The 20,641-nt window shown below is 62.4% G+C and carries 16 protein-coding genes and 1 pseudogene; 10 read left to right on the top strand and 7 right to left on the bottom strand.

All coding sequences use genetic code 11. The features are described 5' to 3' along the window. Nucleotides 1-105: 105 nt before the first annotated feature. The gene (locus JaAD80_RS03225) at nt 106-960 is read left to right on the top strand and encodes a hypothetical protein (RefSeq protein ID WP_146012241.1); all 855 of its coding nucleotides are present in this window, start codon (nt 106-108) and stop codon (nt 958-960) included. A 10-nt stretch (nt 961-970) separates the two neighbouring features. Here the strand turns inward: JaAD80_RS03225 and JaAD80_RS03220 are convergent, their stop codons facing one another. Then, nucleotides 971-1,258 (bottom strand): hypothetical protein, encoded by a 288-nt coding sequence (locus tag JaAD80_RS03220; protein ID WP_102292849.1) that lies wholly within the window; start codon nt 1,256-1,258, stop codon nt 971-973. Between the two features lie 115 nt (nt 1,259-1,373). On the opposite strand from JaAD80_RS03220, the gene JaAD80_RS03215 reads away from it, so the two are divergent. Next, complete coding sequence (locus JaAD80_RS03215; protein ID WP_102292848.1) at nt 1,374-3,683, top strand: UvrD-helicase domain-containing protein; 2,310 nt, start codon at nt 1,374-1,376, stop codon at nt 3,681-3,683. 233 nt (nt 3,684-3,916) lie between these two features. Here the strand turns inward: JaAD80_RS03215 and JaAD80_RS03210 are convergent, their stop codons facing one another. From JaAD80_RS03210 to JaAD80_RS03200, 3 genes are all read right to left on the bottom strand, one after another. Next, entirely contained in the window at nt 3,917-4,708 is a 792-nt protein-coding gene (locus tag JaAD80_RS03210) for a BPSS1780 family membrane protein (protein ID WP_102292847.1), read from the bottom strand. Between the two features lie 3 nt (nt 4,709-4,711). After that, the gene (locus tag JaAD80_RS03205; protein ID WP_102292846.1) at nt 4,712-5,668 is read right to left on the bottom strand and encodes a homoserine kinase; all 957 of its coding nucleotides are present in this window, start codon (nt 5,666-5,668) and stop codon (nt 4,712-4,714) included. Between the two features lie 91 nt (nt 5,669-5,759). Next, nucleotides 5,760-6,173 (bottom strand): hypothetical protein, encoded by a 414-nt coding sequence (locus JaAD80_RS03200; RefSeq protein ID WP_258002786.1) that lies wholly within the window; start codon nt 6,171-6,173, stop codon nt 5,760-5,762. Between the two features lie 287 nt (nt 6,174-6,460). On the opposite strand from JaAD80_RS03200, the gene polA reads away from it, so the two are divergent. The 4 genes from polA to JaAD80_RS03180 all read left to right on the top strand — a co-directional run bounded on the left by polA (nt 6,461) and on the right by JaAD80_RS03180 (nt 13,241). Beyond that, nucleotides 6,461-9,220 (top strand): DNA polymerase I, encoded by a 2,760-nt coding sequence (gene polA, locus JaAD80_RS03195; RefSeq protein WP_102292845.1) that lies wholly within the window; start codon nt 6,461-6,463, stop codon nt 9,218-9,220. A gap of 133 nt (nt 9,221-9,353) precedes the next feature. Then, nucleotides 9,354-10,238 carry a dienelactone hydrolase family protein gene (locus JaAD80_RS03190; RefSeq protein WP_102292844.1) on the top strand — a complete coding sequence of 295 codons (885 nt, stop codon included), beginning with the start codon at nt 9,354-9,356 and terminating at the stop codon, nt 10,236-10,238. A 247-nt stretch (nt 10,239-10,485) separates the two neighbouring features. Beyond that, nucleotides 10,486-11,244 carry a ZIP family metal transporter gene (locus tag JaAD80_RS03185; RefSeq protein ID WP_102292843.1) on the top strand — a complete coding sequence of 253 codons (759 nt, stop codon included), beginning with the start codon at nt 10,486-10,488 and terminating at the stop codon, nt 11,242-11,244. Nucleotides 11,245-11,501: 257 nt separating this feature from the next. Next, nucleotides 11,502-13,241, top strand: a complete 1,740-nt coding sequence (locus JaAD80_RS03180) for an ABC-F family ATP-binding cassette domain-containing protein (RefSeq protein WP_102292842.1) — start codon at nt 11,502-11,504, stop codon at nt 13,239-13,241. Nucleotides 13,242-13,289: 48 nt separating this feature from the next. On the opposite strand, the gene JaAD80_RS03175 is transcribed toward JaAD80_RS03180, so the two are convergent. The 3 genes from JaAD80_RS03175 to JaAD80_RS03165 form a co-directional block, all read right to left on the bottom strand. After that, nucleotides 13,290-14,141 carry a sulfurtransferase gene (locus JaAD80_RS03175; RefSeq protein WP_102292841.1) on the bottom strand — a complete coding sequence of 284 codons (852 nt, stop codon included), beginning with the start codon at nt 14,139-14,141 and terminating at the stop codon, nt 13,290-13,292. Between the two features lie 13 nt (nt 14,142-14,154). Beyond that, nucleotides 14,155-15,078 (bottom strand): DMT family transporter, encoded by a 924-nt coding sequence (locus JaAD80_RS03170; RefSeq protein WP_102292840.1) that lies wholly within the window; start codon nt 15,076-15,078, stop codon nt 14,155-14,157. A gap of 182 nt (nt 15,079-15,260) precedes the next feature. Next, nucleotides 15,261-16,361, bottom strand: a complete 1,101-nt coding sequence (locus tag JaAD80_RS03165) for an aromatic ring-hydroxylating dioxygenase subunit alpha (protein WP_102292839.1) — start codon at nt 16,359-16,361, stop codon at nt 15,261-15,263. Between the two features lie 406 nt (nt 16,362-16,767). Between JaAD80_RS03165 and JaAD80_RS03160 the strand changes: the two genes are divergently transcribed. From JaAD80_RS03160 to JaAD80_RS03145, 4 genes and pseudogenes are all read left to right on the top strand, one after another. Then, nucleotides 16,768-17,019 carry an exodeoxyribonuclease VII small subunit gene (locus tag JaAD80_RS03160; protein ID WP_092803165.1) on the top strand — a complete coding sequence of 84 codons (252 nt, stop codon included), beginning with the start codon at nt 16,768-16,770 and terminating at the stop codon, nt 17,017-17,019. 8 nt (nt 17,020-17,027) lie between these two features. Beyond that, nucleotides 17,028-17,927, top strand: coding sequence for a polyprenyl synthetase family protein (locus tag JaAD80_RS03155; protein ID WP_180979274.1), 900 nt, complete (start codon nt 17,028-17,030; stop codon nt 17,925-17,927). Then, a complete protein-coding gene (gene dxs / locus JaAD80_RS03150; RefSeq protein ID WP_102292837.1) occupies nt 17,928-19,796 on the top strand; it encodes a 1-deoxy-D-xylulose-5-phosphate synthase in 1,869 nt (622 codons plus the stop codon). A 130-nt stretch (nt 19,797-19,926) separates the two neighbouring features. Then, nucleotides 19,927-20,641: pseudogene (locus JaAD80_RS03145) on the top strand (FUSC family protein); the annotation flags it as partial.

The following is a 20,641-nucleotide window of genomic DNA, read 5'->3' as shown; positions in this document are numbered from 1 at the left end:
GCTGCCATCCAGGCGGCTTTTTTTGCAGCCTGTCGCATGGCGCTGGCTGCCCGCGCGGTGCCTGGCTAGAGTGGATGCTCCAACCATACTGATAACGAGGCCGCCATGTCCACTTCCCACCGTTTGATCCTCAGCCTGGCCGGCATGCTGGTCGGCGCCAGCGCGCTGGCCGTCCAGCCGCCGGAACCTCCCGTCGCCCCGGCGCCGCCCGCGCCGCAGAGCAAGCAGATCAATATTTCCATGGACAGCGGCGACGGCTTTGCGCTCGTCGATGGCAGCCGCGACAGCGTCACGATAAGCGGCAGCGATTTCGACGGCAAGCAGATCAAGCAATTGAAGCAGTCCATCAAAGGCCAATTTCTGTGGTTCCGCGACCAGGGCAACAGCTATGTGATGCAGGATGCGGCGCTGCTGGCCCGGGTCAACGCGGCCTGGAAGCCGGTGCGGCAGCTCGGCGAGCAGATGGGCGGCCTGGGCAAGCAGATGGGCGCGCATGGCACGGTGATGGGCGAACTGGGCAGCAAGATGGGCGCGCAGGGCCTGGCACAGGCGCAGGTCGGCACGCGTGAGGCGGGGCAATTGCAGGCGCTGGGCCGCCAGCAGCAGGAACTGGGCCGCAAGCTGGGCGAGGCGTCGCGCCGCCAGGCGCAGGCGACGACGGACACGTCGCGCCGCGCGGCCGAGCGCGAAGTGGAACGCCTGCAGCAGCAGATGGAAGATGCGCAGGACGCCATGGAAGACGTCAACGACCGCATCGCCAGCGCACAGGAACGCGAGGCGGACAAGGCCGATGCGCTGTCGCGCCAGATGGATGAGCGAAGCAAGCCCATGGATAGCCTGGGCAAGCAGATGGGCGAGCTGGGCCGCCAGCAAGAGAAAGCCTCGAAAGCGGCCGACAAGGCCACGCGCCAGGTGATCGCCCAGGCGCTCAGCGAAGGCAAGGCCAGGCTGGTACGTTAAGTTACTGCGCTCAGTTGCTACACCCAGCTCGGTGCCAGGTGGCGGCCACGGCGCGGTATTGCGCCGGCAGCTGCTGCCTGGCCTCGTCCGCGCTCGCATACACCTCGTCTTGCACGGCTTCCCACTGCGCATCGCAACTGAAGCGGTAGACGCCGGGCGCGCCCGCGTACTGGCACAGGGCCAGGCCATGGATGGCGATGGGGGCCGCGCCGGCTTCGCTGGCGACGTGGCCGAACGGCAAGTCGGACCAGGCCCAGGCCAGCAGGCGGGCGCCGTCGATGTGGCTGGGGGGTAGCATGCGGGGCAATTTTCTCAGGGTTGCGGGAACGCCGATTGTAGCGCGTGCACGGGAAAAACGTCGCGACCGCTGGACAAATGCACAGTATTTTTAGCCATGCCGGTATAATCACCGGATGCAAAATCTTCTTCACAACCTCAATCCCGAACAATACGCCGCCGTCACCCTGCCGGCCCAGCATGCGCTGATCCTGGCCGGCGCCGGCTCGGGCAAGACCCGCGTGCTGACGACCCGCATCGCGTGGCTGATCCAGACCCAGCAGGTGTCGCCGCCCGGCATCCTGGCCGTGACCTTCACGAATAAAGCCGCCAAGGAAATGCTTACGCGATTGTCGGCCATGCTGCCAATCAACACACGCGGCATGTGGATCGGCACCTTCCACGGCCTGTGCAACCGCCTGCTGCGCACGCATTACCGCGACGCGGCCTTGCCGCAGACCTTCCAGATCCTCGATTCGCAGGATCAATTGTCGGTGATCAAGCGCTTGTTGAAGGCAAACAATATTGACGATGAAAAATTCCCGCCGAAGACGGTGATGTATTTCATTAACAATGCCAAGGACCAGGGCTTGCGCGCCACGGACGTGGAAGCGTACGACGCGCACGAGCGCAAGATGGTCGAGCTGTACCAGCTGTACGACGACCAGTGCCAGCGCGAAGGCGTGGTCGATTTTGCCGAATTGCTGCTGCGTACGTACGAATTGCTGAGCCGCAACCAGCCGCTGCGCGAACATTACCAGGCGCGCTTCCGCCACATCCTGGTGGACGAGTTCCAGGATACCAATAACCTGCAATACAACTGGCTCAAATTGCTGGCCGGCCACGGCAGCCGCGATGGCGGCGCCCTGTTTGCCGTCGGCGACGATGACCAGAGCATCTATGCGTTCCGCGGCGCCAATGTGGGCAATATGAGCGCCTTCGAGCACGAATTCCAGGTCAGGAATTTGATCAAGCTGGAGCAGAATTACCGCTCGCACGGCCACATCCTCGACAGCGCCAACCTGTTGATCGCCAACAACAGCAAGCGCCTTGGCAAGAATCTGCGCACGGACGCGGGCCATGGCGAACAGGTGCGCGTGTATGAAGCCAGTTCCGACCTGCAGGAAGCGCAGTGGATCATCGAGGAAGCGAAAAGCCTGATCGCCGAGGGTGCCTCGCGCAGCGAAATCGCGATTTTGTACCGCTCGAATGCGCAGTCGCGCGTGATCGAGCACGCGCTGTTCTCGGCCGCCATTCCATATCACGTGTACGGCGGCCAACGCTACTTCCAGCGCGCCGAGGTCAAGCACGCGATTGCCTATTTGCAGCTGATGGACAACCCGCACAATGATTCGGCCTTCTTGCGCGTGGTGAACTTCCCTACGCGCGGCATCGGCATGCGCTCGATCGAGCAATTGCAGGCGGCGTCGGAACAGTACGGCATTTCGCTGTATGCGTCCGTGCCCTACGTGGCGGGCAAGGCGGGCAGCGTGCTGGCCGGCTTCGTCAAGCTGATCGAGGGCGTGCGCTTTGAAACCCAGCAATTGTCCTTGCCGGAAATGGTCAGAGTGGTGCTGGAAGCGAGTACCTTGCTGCAGCATTACCAGAATGAAAAAGAAGGCGCCGACCGCATCGAGAATCTGGAACAGATGGTCAGCGCGGCCAGCCAGTTCATTTCCGAGGAAGGTTTTGGCCAGGGCGCACCGGCCCATCTGGGGCCTGCCGCCCAGGCGCAGTCGGGCGCGCCCGTCGTCAACCAGGATGGCATCGAAATCCTCGATGCCGACGCGCCGTTGCCGGCCGTGATGTCGCCGCTCTCCGCCTTCCTCTCGCACGCGTCGCTGGAAGCGGGCGACAACCAGGCGCAGGCGGGCCAGGATGCGCTGCAGATGATGACGGTGCACTCGGCCAAGGGCCTGGAATTCGACAACGTGTTTATCACTGGCCTGGAAGAAGGCCTGTTCCCGCACGAAAGCAGCTCGAAGGAAGACAATGGCGTGGAAGAAGAACGCCGTTTGATGTACGTGGCCATCACGCGCGCGCGCAAGCGGCTGTACATGAGCTTTTCGCAGACGCGTATGCTGCACGGCCAGACGCGCTACAACATGAAGTCGCGCTTCTTCGACGAATTGCCGGAAGAATCGTTGAAATGGCTGTCGCCGAAGGTGCAGGCGAACTGGTTCGGCAACCGCAAGTCGGCGTGGGACGAGGCGCCGCGCGTGGCCAGCCTCGGTTCGGACAATGCGATTGCACAAAAGATCGCGCAAAAAGCCACGGGCGGCGGCTGGCGCATCGGCGAATCGGTGGCGCACGCCAAGTTCGGCGAAGGCGTAATCGTCAACATCGAAGGCGGCGGCGGCAATGCGCGCGCGCAGATCAACTTCGGCCAGCACGGCATGAAGGTGCTGGACCTGGGGATCGCCAAGCTGGAACGATTGGGACGGTGATCCCGCGCTGGCGCTGACAATGTTGTCGGATTACGCGCTTGCGCGCTAATCCGACCTACCGGCCGGTCGCGTAGGTCGGATTAGCGCAGCGTAATCCGACACCATTGTTGGCCTCGCAGCGTCGGCTTACGCGGCCTGCCGCCGCTAATCCAAGCTACGCTGTGGCATTGCATGGCATTCGACAAATAAAAAGGGCAGCCTGTGCAGGCTGCCTTTTTTGTGCAAAGCCGAAATCAGTCGTTCGGCTTGTCCAGCAACACGCTCTTGCCCTCATCCACCGGCACGCCGAAGATCTGGCGGTAGGCGGCGTAGAACGAGCAGTGCATGATGATGGTGAGTATCATGGACAGCGGCATCATCAGTTGCATCATCAGCGGGCTGCGGCCAAAGATGATAGCCAGCAGCTGGCTGGTGACGACGCTGATGGCGAACCAGGTGGCTGCGAAGACGATGAAGGCCGACAACGAGCGCCAGACGGCGAAAAAGCTGAAGAATAGCGACTTGCCCAGGCTCACTTTTTGCCAGTAGATCAGCGGCGCGGCAAAGCAGAAGGCCATGGCGGCCGGCACGTACAGGGCGATGGCTGTCAGGATGGCCATGCCGATGTTGGAATTGAGGATGGCTTCCTTGGCCGCTTCCTGGTCCAGCTGGCCCGTGACCATTTGCCACAGCACGCCGCCGTCGACCAGGGTCGAGGCGCCGATGGCCAAAATGGCCATGATGATGTACAGCACGCCCAAGCCGAACAGCACGGGGAAGGCAGGCTTGCGGAAGCCTGAAATCAACAGGCTGGGCAGGACGCGCTTGCCCTGGTCGATGTTCAAACAGCCTTGCACGAAGGCGACGGAAAACACGGGGACCAGGATGACTGGCAGCAACTGGCCCAGCACGGGGACGATGCTGACGGCCAGCATGCAGAACATATAGCCGAGAAACAGCATCGACATGCCGCCAGGCTGCTTGCGAAACAGGCCAAAGCCTTGTTTCACCCAGAGCCAGCCTGTACTTGCAGGTAATTTTTCCATTTTTTAAAACAGTTCCGGAGCAGGTGTGGCAATCCGTTCGCGCAATATGCGTTCGAAATGCGTGGGATCGTGCGGCGTCAGCATTTCGGCTGCGCGCGGCTGATAGTAATCGTACAGGCGCGACAGCCAGAAACGCAGGGCGGCGGCGCGCAGCATCGGTTGCCATGCCGTCTGTTCTTCCTGCGTGAACGGACGCACGGCGTGGTAGGCGTCGAGCAGGGCGCGCACGCGCGCCGTGTCGAGTACGCCCGTGTCCAGGTCCACGCACCAGTCGTTGACAGTGACGGCCACGTCGAACAGCCAGGTGTCGCAGCCGGCAAAGTAAAAGTCGAAAAAGCCCGTCAGTTGTTCGCCGTCAAACATGACGTTGTTGCGGAACAAGTCGGCATGCACGGGACCACGCGGCAGGGCCTTGTAGGTGGCGCAAGCGGCAAAGGCGTCCTGGAAATGGATTTCTGCGCGCAGCAGATGCGCACGGGCATCATCGAGGTGCGGCAAGACCAGTGGCGTGGTGGTGTTCCACCAGTCCAGGCCCCGCAAATTCGGCTGTTGCAGGGGGAAGTCCTGCGCCGCCAGGTGCATTTTCGCCAGCATGGCGCCAACGGCCGCGCAATGCACGGCTTGCGGCGCCATCTGTGAGCTGCCGTCGAGTTTGCTGACGATGGCGGCCGGCTTGCCTTGCAGGGCTGTCACCAGTTCGCCTTCCGCATTGGGAATCGGTGCGGGCACCAGCACGCCACGGTCCGCCAGGTGGCGCATCAGCTGCAAGTAGAACGGCAATTGCTCGAAACTCAGGTTTTCAAAGATCGTGAGCACATACTCGCCGCGCTCCGTGTTAAGGAAGAAATTGCTGTTTTCGATGCCGGAAGCGATCCCTTTGAGCGCCAGAGGCTTGCCGAGTGGAAATTGCGTGATCCACTGGCCGATATCGTCCAGTTGTAGCGCGGTAAAAACTGCCATGGGAAAAAAAAGAGGTCTAGAGAGTAAAAAAGCCGGCTGCCCCGCGTGTGGCCGGGGCAGGGCGTCAGGGCGCGGCGGCTTGCCGTGCCGCTTATTTCGTGGCTTCTGGCGGCACAGGCGCGTCAGCCGCTTCGTCGTCGCGCTGTTTCTGTTTCTTCTTGCCCAGGTCAAATTCCAGCACTTTCCATTGCGGGCCGCGCAAGGCGCCGCCATTGGCCTGGTCGGCGCCGGCGGCCGGTTTCATGTAATACGTGCTGCCGCCGCTGGTGACCTTGACTTCGGACGTCACGCCCGCTTCGCGTTTTTCCGTAATCTGCTGTTTGGCTGCCGCTGGCGCCACGGTGATGGGAGCTTCGCCCATTTCCTCGATGCGTTCCAGCTGCGGTGGCGCTTCGCTGGGCTTGGCAGGCGTCTGGGCGCTGACAATGGCTGAGCATGCCAACAGTGGCAGGGCGAGGAATTTCCAGAGTGTCGATGTACGCATCATGATGGGGTTCGCTTCCATGTGTGGACTGCAGCGCGTGCAGTGGGGTCATGCCGTCAATTTATCTATAGGGCATTGTAACAAACTGGTAAGCAATGCTGTTTAATACGCTCGATTAAACGCGCACAAATGCGGCGTGGGCGTCGCCCGGGCGCCCGGACGGTGCGGCTGGCCCGGCTGGAAGCGTGAAAAACCCGTGCGGCGCACCCGGTGGCGCAGCCCCAAACTCTGCGATAATTGTGCGATATTCCACCCGCCCGCCACTGTTTCTCCCAGGCAGGCGCGGCTCACCTTATTTTATTGGCATTATGCAAAACACCCTGCTGTTAGTCGATGGTTCCAGTTACCTTTATCGCGCCTTCCATGCGCTGCCAGACTTGCGCAGCCCGGACGGCTATCCCACGGGCGCCATGCACGGCATGGTCAACATGCTGCGCCGCCTGCGCGCCGACTACCCGGCCGCCTATATCGCCTGCGTCTTTGATGCCAAAGGGAAAACTTTCCGCGATGACATGTATCCGGAATACAAGGCCACGCGCGCCTCGATGCCGGACGACCTGCGCCTGCAGATCGAGCCCATCCACGAAGCCGTGCGCGCCATGGGCTGGCCGATCCTGATGGTCGACGGCGTGGAAGCGGACGACGTGATCGGCACCTTGGCCGTGCAGGCGGCCGCCGCCGGCATGAATGTGGTGGTGTCGACGGGCGACAAGGATCTGGCGCAGCTGGTCAACAGCCAGGTGACCCTGATCAATACCATGAGCAATGAAAAGCTCGACGAAGCGGCCGTGCTGGCCAAGTTCGGCGTGCCGCCGAACCGCATCATCGATTATCTGTCGCTGATCGGCGATACGGTCGACAACGTGCCGGGCGTGTCGAAATGCGGCCCGAAGACGGCCGTCAAATGGCTGACGCAATACGACAGCCTCGAAGGCATCATGGAAAATGCGGCCAGCGTGGGCGGCGCCGTGGGCGAAAACCTGCGCACGGCCCTGCCATGGCTGCCGCAGGCGCGCGCCCTGATCACCGTCAAGACGGACTGCGACCTGTCGGAACACATGGGCAGCATCGCCGACTCGCTGGCGGCGAAACAGGAAGACAAGGAAGCGCTGCTGGCCTTCTTCAACCGCTACGGCTTCAAGGCGCTGCTGCGCGAACTGGGCGCTGCGCCGCCGCCGATGTCGCCCGTCGGTGCGCCGCTTGCCGGTGGCACTGCTGCCAACACGACAGGCGACATGTTCGCCGATGCCGCTCCGGCCCCGGAAGCCGAATATGAAACCGTGCTGACGGACGCCCAGCTGGATAAATGGATCGCCCTGATCGACGCGGCGCCCTTGACGGCTGTCGACACGGAAACCACCTCGCTGGAACCGATGACGGCGCAAATGGTCGGCATTTCCCTGTCGGTGGCCGAACATGCCGCCTGCTACATTCCGCTGGCCCACGATTACGCGGGCGCACCGGAACAGTTGTCGCGCGAACACGTGCTGGCGAAACTGCGCCCATGGCTGGAAGATGCCAATAAACCCAAGCTGGGCCAGAACCTGAAGTACGACAGCCATATCTTCGCCAACCATGGCGTGACCCTGCGCGGCATCGCCCACGATACCCTGCTCGAATCGTATGTGTTCGAGTCCCACAAGAAACACGACATGGACAGCCTGGCCCTGCGCCACCTGAACTACACGACGATTCCGTTCGAGGACGTATGCGGCAAGGGCGCCAAGCAGATAACCTTCAACCAGGTGGAAGTGCAGCAGGCGGCCAGATATGCGGCCGAGGATGCCGACATTACCTTGCGCCTGCACAATGCCATGTGGGGCAATGTGGCCAACGATGAAAAGCTCACTTTCATCTATGAAAAGATCGAGCTGCCGACGGCCGTGGTCTTGCAAAAGATCGAGCGCAACGGCGTGCTCATCGACGATGCCTTGCTCAACATCCAGTCGGCCGAGCTGGCCGTGAAGATTTTGGAACTGGAAACGAAAGCCTACGAACTGGCCGAGCAGCCATTCAACCTCGGTTCGCCCAAGCAGATCGGCGAGATCTTCTTTGAAAAACTGAAGTTGCCGGTAGTTAAGAAAACCCCGACGGGCGCGCCATCGACGGATGAAGAGGTGCTGCAAAAGCTGGCCGAGGATTATCCGCTGCCCAAAGTGCTGCTGGAATACCGCGGCATGGCCAAGCTGAAGTCGACGTACACGGACAAATTGCCGAAGATGATCAACGTCACGACGGGCCGCGTGCATACCAACTATGCGCAAGCCGTGGCCGTAACGGGACGACTGGCATCGAACGACCCGAACTTGCAGAATATTCCCATCCGCAGCGCGGAAGGCCGCCGCATCCGCGAAGCTTTTATTGCGCCACCGGGCAGCCACATCGTGTCGGCCGACTATTCGCAGATCGAATTGCGCATCATGGCGCATATCTCGGGCGACGAAGCCATGCTGCGCGCATTTGCCGACGGCATCGACATTCACCGCGCCACGGCCGCCGAGATCTTTGGCGTGCCGGCCGCGGAAGTGCAGAGCGAACAGCGCCGCTACGCCAAGGTCATCAACTTCGGCCTGATCTACGGCATGAGCGCGTTTGGCCTGGCCGGCAACCTGGGCGTGGACCGCACGGCCGCGCAAAGCTATATCGACCGTTACTTTGCCCGTTTCTCCGGCGTGAAACAGTATATGGAAGACACGCGCCAGCAAGCGAAGGCGCGTGGCTATGTGGAAACCGTGTTTGGCCGCCGTTTGTGGCTGCCGGAAATCAATTCGCCCAACGGCCCGCGCCGCCAGGGTGCGGAACGGGCGGCCATCAATGCGCCGATGCAGGGCACGGCCGCCGACCTGATCAAGCTGGCCATGATTGCCGTGCAGGGCTGGCTGGAAACGGACAACTTGCAAACAAAAATGATCATGCAGGTGCACGATGAACTGGTGCTGGAAGTGCCGGATGTCGAGTTGGAGCTGGTCAAGCGCAAGCTGCCGGAACTGATGGCCGGCGTGGCCGCGCTGAAAGTGCCGCTGACTGCCGAGGTAGGTGTGGGCAGGAATTGGGACGAAGCGCACTGATGCGATGTCGGCTTATGCGGGGCATGCTCCCGCTAAGCCGACTTCCATGTTTAACATTAGCAATGTCCGTAGGTCGGCTTGGCGCGCAGCGCGTAAGCCGACATTTCCAATGTAATACCTTCAGGAGAAACGCATGAGCGACATGATCACCGATTGTGAAAGTTTGCTGGGCCAGAGCAGCGTGTCCGGGCCCGACGGCCGGCGTGGTTTCCTGAAAGTGGCGCTGGGCGCGGGCTTTGCCGTGGCCGTGTTGCCGGTGGCGGCGCAAAATGTCATCAAGACGGATTCCGCCGGCCTGGTGACGGGCACAATGTCGGTGATGGTCGATGGCCAGGCCGTGCCCGTGTATGCGGCGCAGCCGGAAGGCAAGACGGGCTTGCCCGTGGTGCTGGTCATTTCCGAGATCTTTGGCGTGCACGAACACATTGCCGACGTGGCGCGCCGTTTCGCCAAGCAGGGTTATCTGGCGCTGGCGCCCGACCTGTTCGTGCGCCAGGGCGATCCGACCAAAGTCAGCAGCATCCCGGAGCTGATGAAAGGCATCATCGCCAAGACGCCGGATGCGCAGGTGATGGCGGACCTCGACGCCGTCGTGGCGTGGGCGAAACAGAATGGCGGCGACACGAGCCGCCTGGGCATCACGGGCTTTTGCTGGGGCGGGCGCATCACCTGGCTGTACGCGGCGCACAATCCGGCCGTCAAGGCGGGCGTGGCCTGGTATGGCCGCCTGGTGGGCGAGCCCAATGCCTTGCAGCCGAAGAACCCTGTCGATATCGCCCCGGCCCTGACGGTACCCGTGCTGGGCTTGTACGGCGGCAAGGATACGGGCATCAGCCAGGAATCGATCGCCAAGATGAAGGAAGCGCTGGCCAAGGGCGCCAGCAAGTCCGAGTTTGTCGTCTACGCCGATGCGGGCCACGCCTTCAATGCCGATTACCGCCCTAGCTATGTGGCAGCCGATGCGAAGGACGGCTATGCGCGCTGCCTGGCGTGGTTCAAGGCACACGGCGTGGCGTGACGCCGCAACAGCAAAATAGTTAAATTTTCCGGAAATTGCCGCGAAAGGCGCACCGGGCTGTAAAATGCCCGGTTCGCGCCAATGCAGTACAATTGCATCTTCGCTGCGCCACGCCGCCGCCAGGTGCGCACAAGATTAAAAAATAAGCAATACCATACAGATCAAGCCAGACGCCAGCATAGCGGGCGCCCGTAGGCCGGCGCCATTTTGAGGTAAGAAAATCATCGATCCCGTCCTTATATCCATTTTGCTCGCGACCACGATCGCGGGTGTGTTGAGCATTACCGCGGCGGCGATCTTTTCGTTTGCATTCCTGTCCAAGGTGGTCGAGCGCATGGTCAGCTTGTCTGTCGGCATCATGTTGTCGACGTCCTTGTTGCACGCCTTGCCCGAAGCGTTCGAATCGCAAGCCGACCCGCGCAGCCTGTTCGCTACCCTGCTGGCGGGCTTGCTGGCCTTTTTCATGCTGGAAAAATTTGCCATCCTGCGCCATTCGCACCACCACGAAGGCGACGGCCACTACCATGCGCACGGCCACGACAAGCACGAGGCGGGCAAGGCCGGCTGGATGATCCTGGTCGGCGACGGCATGCACAATTTCACGGACGGCATCCTGATCGCCGCCGCCTTCCTGGCCGACCCGAAACTGGGCCTGGTCACGGGCCTGGCCATCATCGCGCATGAAATCCCGCAGGAAATCGGCGACTTCATCGTGCTGCTCAATGCCGGCTTCTCGCGCTTGCGCGCCTATATCTTCAATCTGCTGTGCAGCCTGATGGCGGTGGCGGGCGGCTTGCTCGGCTATTTCACCCTGGACCGCGCCAGCAACCTGATCCCTTATGTGCTGGTGTTTGCCTCGTCCGGCTTCATCTATATTGCCCTGTCCGACCTGATGCCGCAGATGCAGCGCCGCTCCACCTTGCGCGAAACCATCCCGCAAGTGCTGCTGATCGCGCTGGGCGTGTGCATCGTGCTGTTCCTGACGCACAAGCGCCACGGCGGTTGATGTACTGACTGTGCGGGTGTAGTATTGCCTTTCTGACCAACTTGAACAGAAAGGAGGAAAATATGGAAATTTTTATGCTCGCCCTATGGGATGCGCGTTCTTTAAGCGCATTTGCCAGCTCTTGCCCACGTTCTATCGCGCTGCGATAACCGGGTCAGAGCAAAGTCACCCCTCTCTATAGAGTCTTTCTCGGCTCATGGTTGTCGTTAGCGCTCCTGTTAACGCGGATGCTTGCATCCCGAACAAAGACAAGAGCCATGACTACCCTTATCTCTGCACAAGCTTTACAGTTGGATACCCACGACGGTTTCCTGTTCAATGAACTCGCCTTTACCTTGCGCCAGGGCGACCGCATCGGCCTGATCGGCCACAATGGCTGCGGCAAATCCACCTTGCTGGGCCTGCTCGGCGGCACGCGTGTAGCCACCGCCGGCACTATTCACTACGCCCGCGCCTGCCGTTTGCAGCACGTGGAACAGCACTTGCCGGCGGCGCTGGCCAGCCTGAGCCTGTACGACGCCTTGCTGGCGCCCGTGCTGGAGCAGCCGGAACTGCATTGGCGCGTCGATAGCCTGCTGGCTGAGCTGGGTTTCGACCAAGAAACCGCGCAAGTGCCCGTGCACTCGCTGTCCGGCGGCCAGCACACGCGCCTGCTGCTGGGGCGCGCCCTGCTGCAGGAACCGAACGTGCTGCTGCTCGATGAACCAAGCAACCACCTGGACTTGCCGTCGCTGCTGTGGCTGGAGCAATTCCTGCTGGCCTGGCGCGGAGCCTTCATCCTCGTTTCGCACGATCAGCGCCTGCTCGACAACGTGGCCACGCGCAGCTGGATCTTGCGTGATAGCCGCCTCTACGATTTCGAGCTGCCGTGCGGCCCCGCGCTGGCGGCGCTGGCCGAGATGGACGTGGCCGCCGCCGCGCGCCATGCGGCCGAGCAAAAGGAAATCGACCGCCTGGCCGCCAGCAGCGCGCGCCTGGCCCTGTGGGGGCGCACCTATGACAACGAAGACCTGGCGCGCAAGGCCAAGACCATGCAGCGGCGCATCGATAAATTGAAGGATGCGCAAGCGTTTGTCAGTGATGGCGCGCCGTGGTGTTTGCGCCTGCGCGGCAAGGCGCTGGCGGCCGACCAGCTGCTGGCCTTCGACGGGCTCGATGTGCGCGCCGTGCCCACGTCTGCCGTACTGTTCCGGGTGGACCAGCTGTGGCTGAAACCGGGGGACAGGGTTGCCTTGCTGGGCGCCAACGGCAGCGGCAAGTCCTCGCTGCTGCGCCTGTGCTGGCAAGCCATCCAGGCGCAGGAGGAACGCAGCGACCTGCGCTACCACCACGCCGCCAACATCGGTTACTACGACCAGTCGCTCAGGCAGCTGTCCGATGACGCCGACCTGTCCGACGCCCTGTACCCGTTTGCCGTGCAGAACGAGGCCGCGCGCAGCCAGGTGGCGCGCAGGCAGGCCTTGATCTCGGCCGGCTTTCCGTATGCGCGCCACGGCCAGACGGTGGCGACCCTGAGCGGCGGCGAACGGGCGCGGCTGCTGTTCCTGGGACTGTCCTTGGCCAGCTATCACCTGCTGCTGCTGGACGAGCCAAGCAACCACCTGGACATGCAGGGCAAGGCGGAGCTGGGCCTGGCCCTGCAGGGTTTTGAGGGTGGCTGTCTGCTGGTGTCGCACGACCGCGACCTGATCGAGACGGCATGCAACCGCTATTGGGTGGTGGCCGATGGGAAACTGGAGGAGTGGCCTGACGCCGCCAGCGCGTATGCGCGGCTGAGTACGGAAGATGGCCAGGGGCCGCTGTCCGCGCCGCGCGTGGACGCGGCTGCGCATGCGCCAGCGCCTGGCGATGTCGACATGCAGCTGGAACGCTTGTGCGAACTGGAGCAATTGCTGGCGCAAGACCTGGCCCGCAAGCCGCGGCATCAGAAGCCGGCCAGCCAGCAGGCGTGGCTGGCGGAGCTGGAGTGCCTGAATCAGGTGCTGGGGATAAGTTGATAGCTACCCACAGGTAGAAAAATGGCGGACCCTCTGCTCCGCCATTTTTTAATTTCCCGTTGCTACCGGCCGCGCCGGATCGGCGCACCACTCGCTCCACGAGCCCGGATACAGGGCGGCGCCAGACAATCCGGCCACTTCCATGGCCAGCAAGTTATGGCAAGCCGTCACGCCGGAACCGCACTGCATGATGGCCGCTTGCGGCGTAGCGATCAGCGCGCTGAAGTCCTTTTTCAATGCCTCGGCCGGCTTGAAGCGGCCGTCCGCCTGCAGGTTATCCTTGAAGAAACGGTTTTTCGCGCCGGGGATATGGCCGCCCACAGGATCGATGGTTTCGTTTTCACCGCGATAACGGTCGGGTGCGCGCGCGTCGATGATCGTCAGGGCCTGGGTTTCCAGGTTGGCGACGATCTCCTGTGCGCTGGCCGTGCGCGTCAGGCTGGCTTTTTCCGTGATGCTGCCGACAGCACGCGGTGCCACGGGCGTCACCACCGGCAAGCCCTGCGTCTGCCAGGCGGCCAGGCCGCCGTCCAGTACGGCCACATTCGCGTGGCCGACCCAGCGCAGCAGCCACCACAGGCGCGCGGCGAACATGCCGCCCTGGCCGTCGTAGGCGACTACTTGCGTGTCGTCGTCGATGCCCCAGCCGCGCAGGGTGGCCAGCAGGGCGTTGCGGTCCGGCAAAGGATGCCGTCCGGTAAACTCCGCGCCGCGCGCCGTCTTGGGGCCGGACAGGGCCGTGTCGATATCGGCAAACTGCGCGTTCTGGATGTGCCCGGCGGCAAACGCATCGCTGCCTGCATTGGGGTTGAGCAAGTCGTGGCGGCAATCGAGGATCACCCAGTTGCTGTCATTCACATGGCTGGCCAGGTCGCTGGCCTGGATCAAGGTGGTGTACATCAGGAACGCTCCTTTACACTTCGCTGGCAATCGGATCCGTGCGCGCGATGGCGGCGCCACGGGCCGTGTTGCGGGTATTGTAATAGGTTGCCGCGATACCCGAGGCCAGGATGATGCCGATGCCGGCCCAGCCATGCCAGTCGAATAGGTCGCCGAAGATCACCACGCCCCAGAAGCTGGAAAAGACGATGCCTGTGTATTGCAGATTCGCCACGACGAGGGTCTTGCCCAGGCGGTAGGCGCGCGTCATGGCCATCTGCGCCATGGTGGCGCACAGGCCGATGGCGGCCAGCAAGCCGATGCCATAGCCGCTCGTGTGTGCATGCCAGACGACGGGGCCGCCGCCGGCGCTGGCCACGTGGCCGATCACGCCGGCCAGGAAGTTGACGATGGAGAAATAGAAGACGACCCGGTATTCGGGTTCGCCCAGCAAGCCCAGCTTGCGCACCTGCAAGTAGGCGAGGGCCGACAGCATGCCGGAAATCAAGGCCGTGATGGCGCCGCCCACCTGGTCCGTCTCGAACACGGGCTGCAGCAGCAGCGTCACGCCGACAAAGCTCATGGCGATGGCCGCCACCAGCGGCCACTCGACCTGTTTCATGCCTTTCCACCAGCCGCCGGCCAGCAGGATCACGGCGATCCAGATGGGCGCCATGTAATTCAAGGTCATGGCGGTGGCCAGCGGCAGGATGGCGATGGCGTAAAACCACAGCCACAGGGCGATCACGCCCACGACGCCGCGCCACAGATGCTGGCCCGGCATCGTGGTTTTAAAGCTGCCGCCCTGGTACAGGATGGTGCAGGTCATGACGGTCATGCCGATGATGCCGCGGTACATGACGATTTCGGAAGTCGAATACATCTCCGACGCCAGCTTGACGCACACGCCCATGATGGCGAACATGAAACTGGCAAATAACATCCACAAAGACTGCATTTTGGCCTTTCACCTGACCAAACCTACTGCGCGTCGCGGGGCGCGGCCTGCGATGCTCGCTGTACTAAAGTACAGCTGCGCTTCTTAGCCACGCCGCGCTGCCGCTCGCTACGGTTTTGTCAGGTGTTGTAAGTGTAGAACTAAACGAAAGAGGGCCGCGTCATGCGGCCCCTCTACTGATATTACAGTTCGATATTGTTGCGGTACCACTCGTGGAAATGCTGCATGCCGTCTTCCATGGGCGACTGGTAAGGACCCACTTCGTTGACGCCGCGCGCCATCAGGACCTTGCGGCCCGCATCCATGCGCTGGGCGATTTCATCGTCCTCGACGCAGGTTTCCATGTAGGCGGCCCGTTCCGCTTCGACGAAGTCGCGCTCGAACAGCACGATTTCTTCTGGGTAATAGAACTCCACCACATTGCGCGTCTTTTGCGGACCATCGGGCCACAGGGTCGAGACGACCAGCACGTGCGGATACCATTCCACCATGATGTTCGGATACAGGGTCAGCCAGATGGCGCCGTACGGCGGCGGTTCGCCGCCACGGAATTGCAGCACCTGTTCCTGCCATTTCTTGTAGGCGGCGGAACCGGCCTGCTGCAGGCCGCGGTGCACGCCCACCGTCTGCACGCTGTAATCCTTGCCGAACTCCCAGCGCAGGTCGTCGCAGCTGACGAAGCTGCCCAGGCCCGGGTGAAACGGCTCGACGTGGTAATCCTCGAGGTAGACTTCGATGAAGGTCTTCCAGTTATAGTCGCACTCGTGGATTTCCACGTGGTCGAACATATAGCCGGAAAAATCGAGGTCTTTCGAGACGGATAAACTTTTCAGTTTTTCCATCACGTTGTAGCCATTTTGCTCGAACAGCAAGCCATTCCAGCTTTGCAGCGGGGTTTTCGACAGGTTCAGGCACGGTGTCTCTGGGAAATGCGGCGCGCCGATCAATTCACCCTTGAGGTCGTAGGTCCAGCGGTGCAGCGGGCAGACGATGTTATTCGCATTGCCGCGGCCATTGAACATCAGCGCCTGCCGGTGGCGGCACACGTTGGACAGCACCTCGATGCCATTGGCGTTGCGCACGAGCATGCGCCCTTCGTTCTCAGACGCCAGGGTCGCAAAATCGCCGGTTTCCGGCACCATCAGCTCATGCCCGACATAGCGCGGACCGGCCTGGAACAATTGCTGCATTTCACGCTGCAGTAGCGTTTCGTCAAAATAGACGTGGACCGGAAGTTGCGCGTTTGAGCGCGCCAGCTTGGCGTGAGTAGCCAGATCGGACATCCCAACCCCCCATAAATGTACAACGGTCAGCAGTGCCCCAGGCCATTCCCTGGGCAGCCGCTACAGAGAGAAAGAATCCGCAAAGACCTGAATTCAAATTTGTTGAAACGGTATTTCGGACAGAACCGGAGATTATAGCGCGTATCGGCCTCGGCATTGCCAAAACCCCTGGCAAGCGGCGCACTTTAATGAGAAACGTTGTCATTTACCGTGCAATTTCAGGAAGGTGAGGGCGATTGCGCTAAAATCCACTGACAAGCTGGCAACGCTATCTCCTTTGAGCACGTGCAATGCGCTTTAGTTTTCACTTAATAGTGTGGTTTGTTCTAAAATAACGCTTCTATGCTGGCCGGGAGTCCCCGGCGTCTCCCTACAAGCCCCTCGTGCCACGAAGAGATCTGAGTCTATGTCGAAGAAATTAACTGCCGCTGCCGCAGCGCCGGCCTCGTTTGAAGAGGCAATGGCGGAACTGGCGCAGCTGGTAACGCAAATGGAAGCGGGCCAGTTGCCGCTGGAAGCATCGGTCGCGGCCTACCAGCGCGGCTCGGAACTGGTCAAGTATTGCGCCACCCAGCTCGATAGCGTGGAAGCGCAGGTCAAAGTGCTCGAAGGCGATATGTTGAAACCGTTTACGGATGCCGGCGAGGCCGCCCAATGACGGCCAGCATGCAACAAGACAGCGTGACCTTCGGCGACTGGATGCAAGCGACCCAGTCCGGCGTGGAACGCCGGCTCGACGGCTTCCTGCCTGGGGCGGACGTGGTGCCGCACAAGCTGCACGCTGCCATGCGCTATGCGCTGCTGGGCGGCGGCAAGCGCGTGCGCCCGCTGCTGGTGATGGCGGCCGGCGAACTGTTTGATGCCGATCAAGATACCCTGGCACGCGCCGCTTGCGCGCTGGAAATGATTCACGTGTACTCGCTCGTGCATGACGACATGCCGTGCATGGATGATGATGCCTTGCGTCGTGGCAAACCCACCGTGCATATCGCCTATGATGAAGCGACGGCCCTGCTGGTGGGCGACGCGCTGCAATCGCAGGCCTTCATGCTGCTGGCCGACGGCGCAGCCATTCCGCCGGCGCGGCAAATGGCCATGATCAAGCTGCTGGCGCAGGCCTCCGGTTCAGCCGGCATGTGCGGCGGCCAGGCGATCGACCTCGACAGTGTCGGCCTGGCCTTGACCTTGCCGCAGCTGGAACAGATGCATCAGCTGAAGACGGGCGCCTTGCTGCGCGCGGCCGTGATCCTGGGCGCGCTGGCGGGCAAGGACTTGGCGGCGGACGAGATGACGGCGCTGAACGCGTATGCGCGCGCCGTCGGGCTGGCGTTCCAGGTGGTTGACGACGTGCTCGACGCGACGGCAGACTCGGCCACCCTGGGCAAGACGGCCGGCAAGGATGCGGCCGCCAACAAGCCCACCTATGTATCGATACTGGGGCTGGAACCATCGAGAGCCCTGGCAGAACAATTGCGGTGCGACGCCCATGCGGCGCTGGCGCCATTCGGGGACAAGGCACGCCGTCTGCGCGAGCTGGCGGACCTGGTCGTGCAGCGGAAGGCATAAATGAAACTGTTAGAAACCATCAATGAACCAGCGCAAGTGCGCAAGCTGGCCCGCTCGCAGCTGGTGCCGCTGGCGCAGGAATTGCGCAGCTTCCTGCTCGACTCCGTCTCCAAGACGGGCGGCCACTTGTCGTCCAACCTGGGCACGGTCGAGCTGACCGTCGCGCTGCATTACGTGTTCAACACGCCGCACGACCGTATCGTCTGGGACGTGGGCCACCAGACCTATTCGCACAAGATCCTCACGGGCCGCCGCGAGCGCATGCACACCTTGCGCCAGAAGGATGGCATTTCCGGCTTCCCGAAACGCGACGAGAGCGAGTACGACACCTTCGGCACGGCGCACTCGTCGACATCGATCTCGGCCGCGCTGGGCATGGCGCAGGCCGCCAAGATCAAGGGCGACCCGCTGCACGCGATCGCCGTGATCGGCGACGGCTCGATGACGGCCGGCATGGCCTTCGAGGCCATGAACAATGCGGGCGTGCAGGAAGACGTCAACCTGCTGGTGATCCTGAACGACAACGACATGTCGATTTCGCCGCCCGTTGGCGCGCTGAACCGCCACCTGGCGCGCCTGATGTCGGGCCAGTTCTATGCGGCGGCGAAAAATGTCGGCAAGTCCGTCCTGCCCGGCCCCGTGCTGGAACTGGCGAAGCGCTTTGAAGAGCATGCCAAAGGCATGGTCGTGCCCGCCACCATGTTCGAAGAATTCGGTTTCAACTACATCGGCCCCATCGACGGCCACGACCTCGATTCGCTGATCCCGACCCTGCAAAACATCAAGCAGTTGAAGGGTCCGCAATTCCTGCACGTGGTGACCAAGAAGGGGCAAGGCTACAAGCTGGCCGAGGCGGAACCGATCCTGTACCACGGCACGCCGAAATTCAATCCGCTTGAAGGCATCAAGCCGGCCACGGCGCCGGGCAAGATGACGTACACGGAAGTGTTCGGCAACTGGCTGTGCGACATGGCGGCGCACGACAAGCGTCTGGTGGGCATCACGCCGGCCATGCGCGAAGGCTCGGGCATGGTCAAGTTCGAGCAGCAATATCCGAACCGCTATTTTGACGTCGGCATCGCCGAGCAGCATTCCGTAACCTTTGGCGCCGGCCTGGCCTGCGAAGGCCTGAAACCCGTCGTGGCCATCTATTCGACCTTCCTGCAGCGCGCCTACGACCAGCTGATCCACGATGTGGCGCTGCAAAACCTGGACGTGACGTTCGCCCTGGATCGCGCCGGCCTGGTGGGCGCCGATGGCGCCACGCACGCGGGCAACTACGACATGGCATTTTTGCGCTGCATCCCGAACATGGTCATCATGGCCGCGTCGGACGAAAACGAATGCCGGCAAATGCTCACCACGGGCTACCACTATCCTGGCCCGGCGGCGATCCGCTATCCGCGCGGCGCCGGTGCCGGCGCGGCCATCGTGCCGGAACTGACCAGCATTGAAATCGGCAAGGGCGAGATCAAGCGCCAGGGCAAGCGCATCGCCATCCTGGCTTTCGGCTCGATGGTGGCGCCCGCTGTGGTGGCCGGCACGCAACTGGACGCGACGGTGGCCAACATGCGCTTCGTCAAGCCGCTCGATGTGGCGCTGCTGAAACAGCTTGCCGCCGAGCACGATTACGTGGTGACGGTGGAAGAGGGTTGCATCATGGGCGGCGCCGGTTCGGCCGTGGCCGAGGCCCTGGCGGCCGAGGGCATCGTCAAGCCGATCATGATGCTGGGCTTGCCCGACACCTTCATCGACCATGGCGACCCCGTGCAACTGCTGAAAAGCGTGGGCCTGGATGCCACCGGCATCGCCGCTTCGATCGAGCAGCGTTTCGGCGGCACACAGCCGCGCCTGGCTGCCGTCAGCTAAATTTATCTGTAGACAGAAAAGCGGCACTGCGGTGCCGCTTTTTTTTGCCCCCGGTCATTTACATTGCACTGCAACATTTTTTGCCCGGGAATGCTACGATGACGCTTTGATACCCCTTTCAAAGTCCACCTTGCATTTCAGGAAATTTCACCGCCGTGCGCGCGGCCTGGCCAACCGCTGGCTGACGGGCTTGCACGCCTATACCGACACGCTGGCGCAGCGCCGTCCCCTGTGGATGGTCACCCTGGCCATCGATGAAACGAATCTGTCCGAAGGCTTGCGCGCCGCCTGCGCTTCCAGCGCCATGTTGTTGCTGGGCTTATTCTTCGACCATCCTGATTTTTCCTGGGCCGCCATCGGCGCCTTCTGGACTTGCCTGGCCGACGCGGCCGGCACGCGGCGCATGCGTTTCATGTCGATGGTGGGCTTCGGCCTGCTGTCCACCGTGGTGGGCGGCTTGGCGGCGCTGGCGGCCGGCCACGGCCTGGCGACAGCGGCCATCGCCGTGCTGGTGTTTTCCTGGGCCGGCGCGCTGGCGCGCATCTGGGGCGCGGCCACGGCGCAAGTGGCAATCCTGGCCGCCACGGCCAGCGTGGTCATGGTCACGCACCCGCTCGACTCCATGACGCAAAGCGCGCCGTTCCTGGGCTTGTACATGTTTGGCTGCCTGTCCGCCACAATTCTCAGCTTTACGGTATGGCGCATCCACCCGTTCGGCCCCAGCCGGCGCGCCATCCGCGCCGCCTACTCCCGCCTGGCTGGCATCGCGCGCGACAATGCGCGCTTCCTGCAGGGCGATCCGGCGCAGCCGGCCGGCGGCGCGCATGGCGCCAGCTACCGTTCGC

The sequence above is a fragment of the Janthinobacterium sp. AD80 genome, assembly GCF_002878455.1.
GTDB lineage: Bacteria > Pseudomonadota > Gammaproteobacteria > Burkholderiales > Burkholderiaceae_D > Janthinobacterium.
This window is presented reverse-complemented; position numbering and strand designations above follow the sequence as displayed.

Coding starts and splice junctions, on each gene's coding strand:
- JaAD80_RS03210 (WP_102292847.1), bottom strand. CDS start 4,708: ATGGAAAAATTACCTGCAAGTACAGGCTGGCTCTGGGTGAAACAAGGC.
- JaAD80_RS03170 (WP_102292840.1), bottom strand. CDS start 15,078: ATGCAGTCTTTGTGGATGTTATTTGCCAGTTTCATGTTCGCCATCATG.
- JaAD80_RS03175 (WP_102292841.1), bottom strand. CDS start 14,141: ATGTACACCACCTTGATCCAGGCCAGCGACCTGGCCAGCCATGTGAAT.
- JaAD80_RS03165 (WP_102292839.1), bottom strand. CDS start 16,361: ATGTCCGATCTGGCTACTCACGCCAAGCTGGCGCGCTCAAACGCGCAA.
- JaAD80_RS03180 (WP_102292842.1), top strand. CDS start 11,502: ATGACTACCCTTATCTCTGCACAAGCTTTACAGTTGGATACCCACGAC.
- polA (WP_102292845.1), top strand. CDS start 6,461: ATGCAAAACACCCTGCTGTTAGTCGATGGTTCCAGTTACCTTTATCGC.
- JaAD80_RS03155 (WP_180979274.1), top strand. CDS start 17,028: ATGCAACAAGACAGCGTGACCTTCGGCGACTGGATGCAAGCGACCCAG.
- JaAD80_RS03205 (WP_102292846.1), bottom strand. CDS start 5,668: ATGGCAGTTTTTACCGCGCTACAACTGGACGATATCGGCCAGTGGATC.
- JaAD80_RS03215 (WP_102292848.1), top strand. CDS start 1,374: ATGCAAAATCTTCTTCACAACCTCAATCCCGAACAATACGCCGCCGTC.
- dxs (WP_102292837.1), top strand. CDS start 17,928: ATGAAACTGTTAGAAACCATCAATGAACCAGCGCAAGTGCGCAAGCTG.
- JaAD80_RS03220 (WP_102292849.1), bottom strand. CDS start 1,258: ATGCTACCCCCCAGCCACATCGACGGCGCCCGCCTGCTGGCCTGGGCC.
- JaAD80_RS03190 (WP_102292844.1), top strand. CDS start 9,354: ATGAGCGACATGATCACCGATTGTGAAAGTTTGCTGGGCCAGAGCAGC.
- JaAD80_RS03200 (WP_258002786.1), bottom strand. CDS start 6,173: ATGGAAGCGAACCCCATCATGATGCGTACATCGACACTCTGGAAATTC.
- JaAD80_RS03160 (WP_092803165.1), top strand. CDS start 16,768: ATGTCGAAGAAATTAACTGCCGCTGCCGCAGCGCCGGCCTCGTTTGAA.
- JaAD80_RS03225 (WP_146012241.1), top strand. CDS start 106: ATGTCCACTTCCCACCGTTTGATCCTCAGCCTGGCCGGCATGCTGGTC.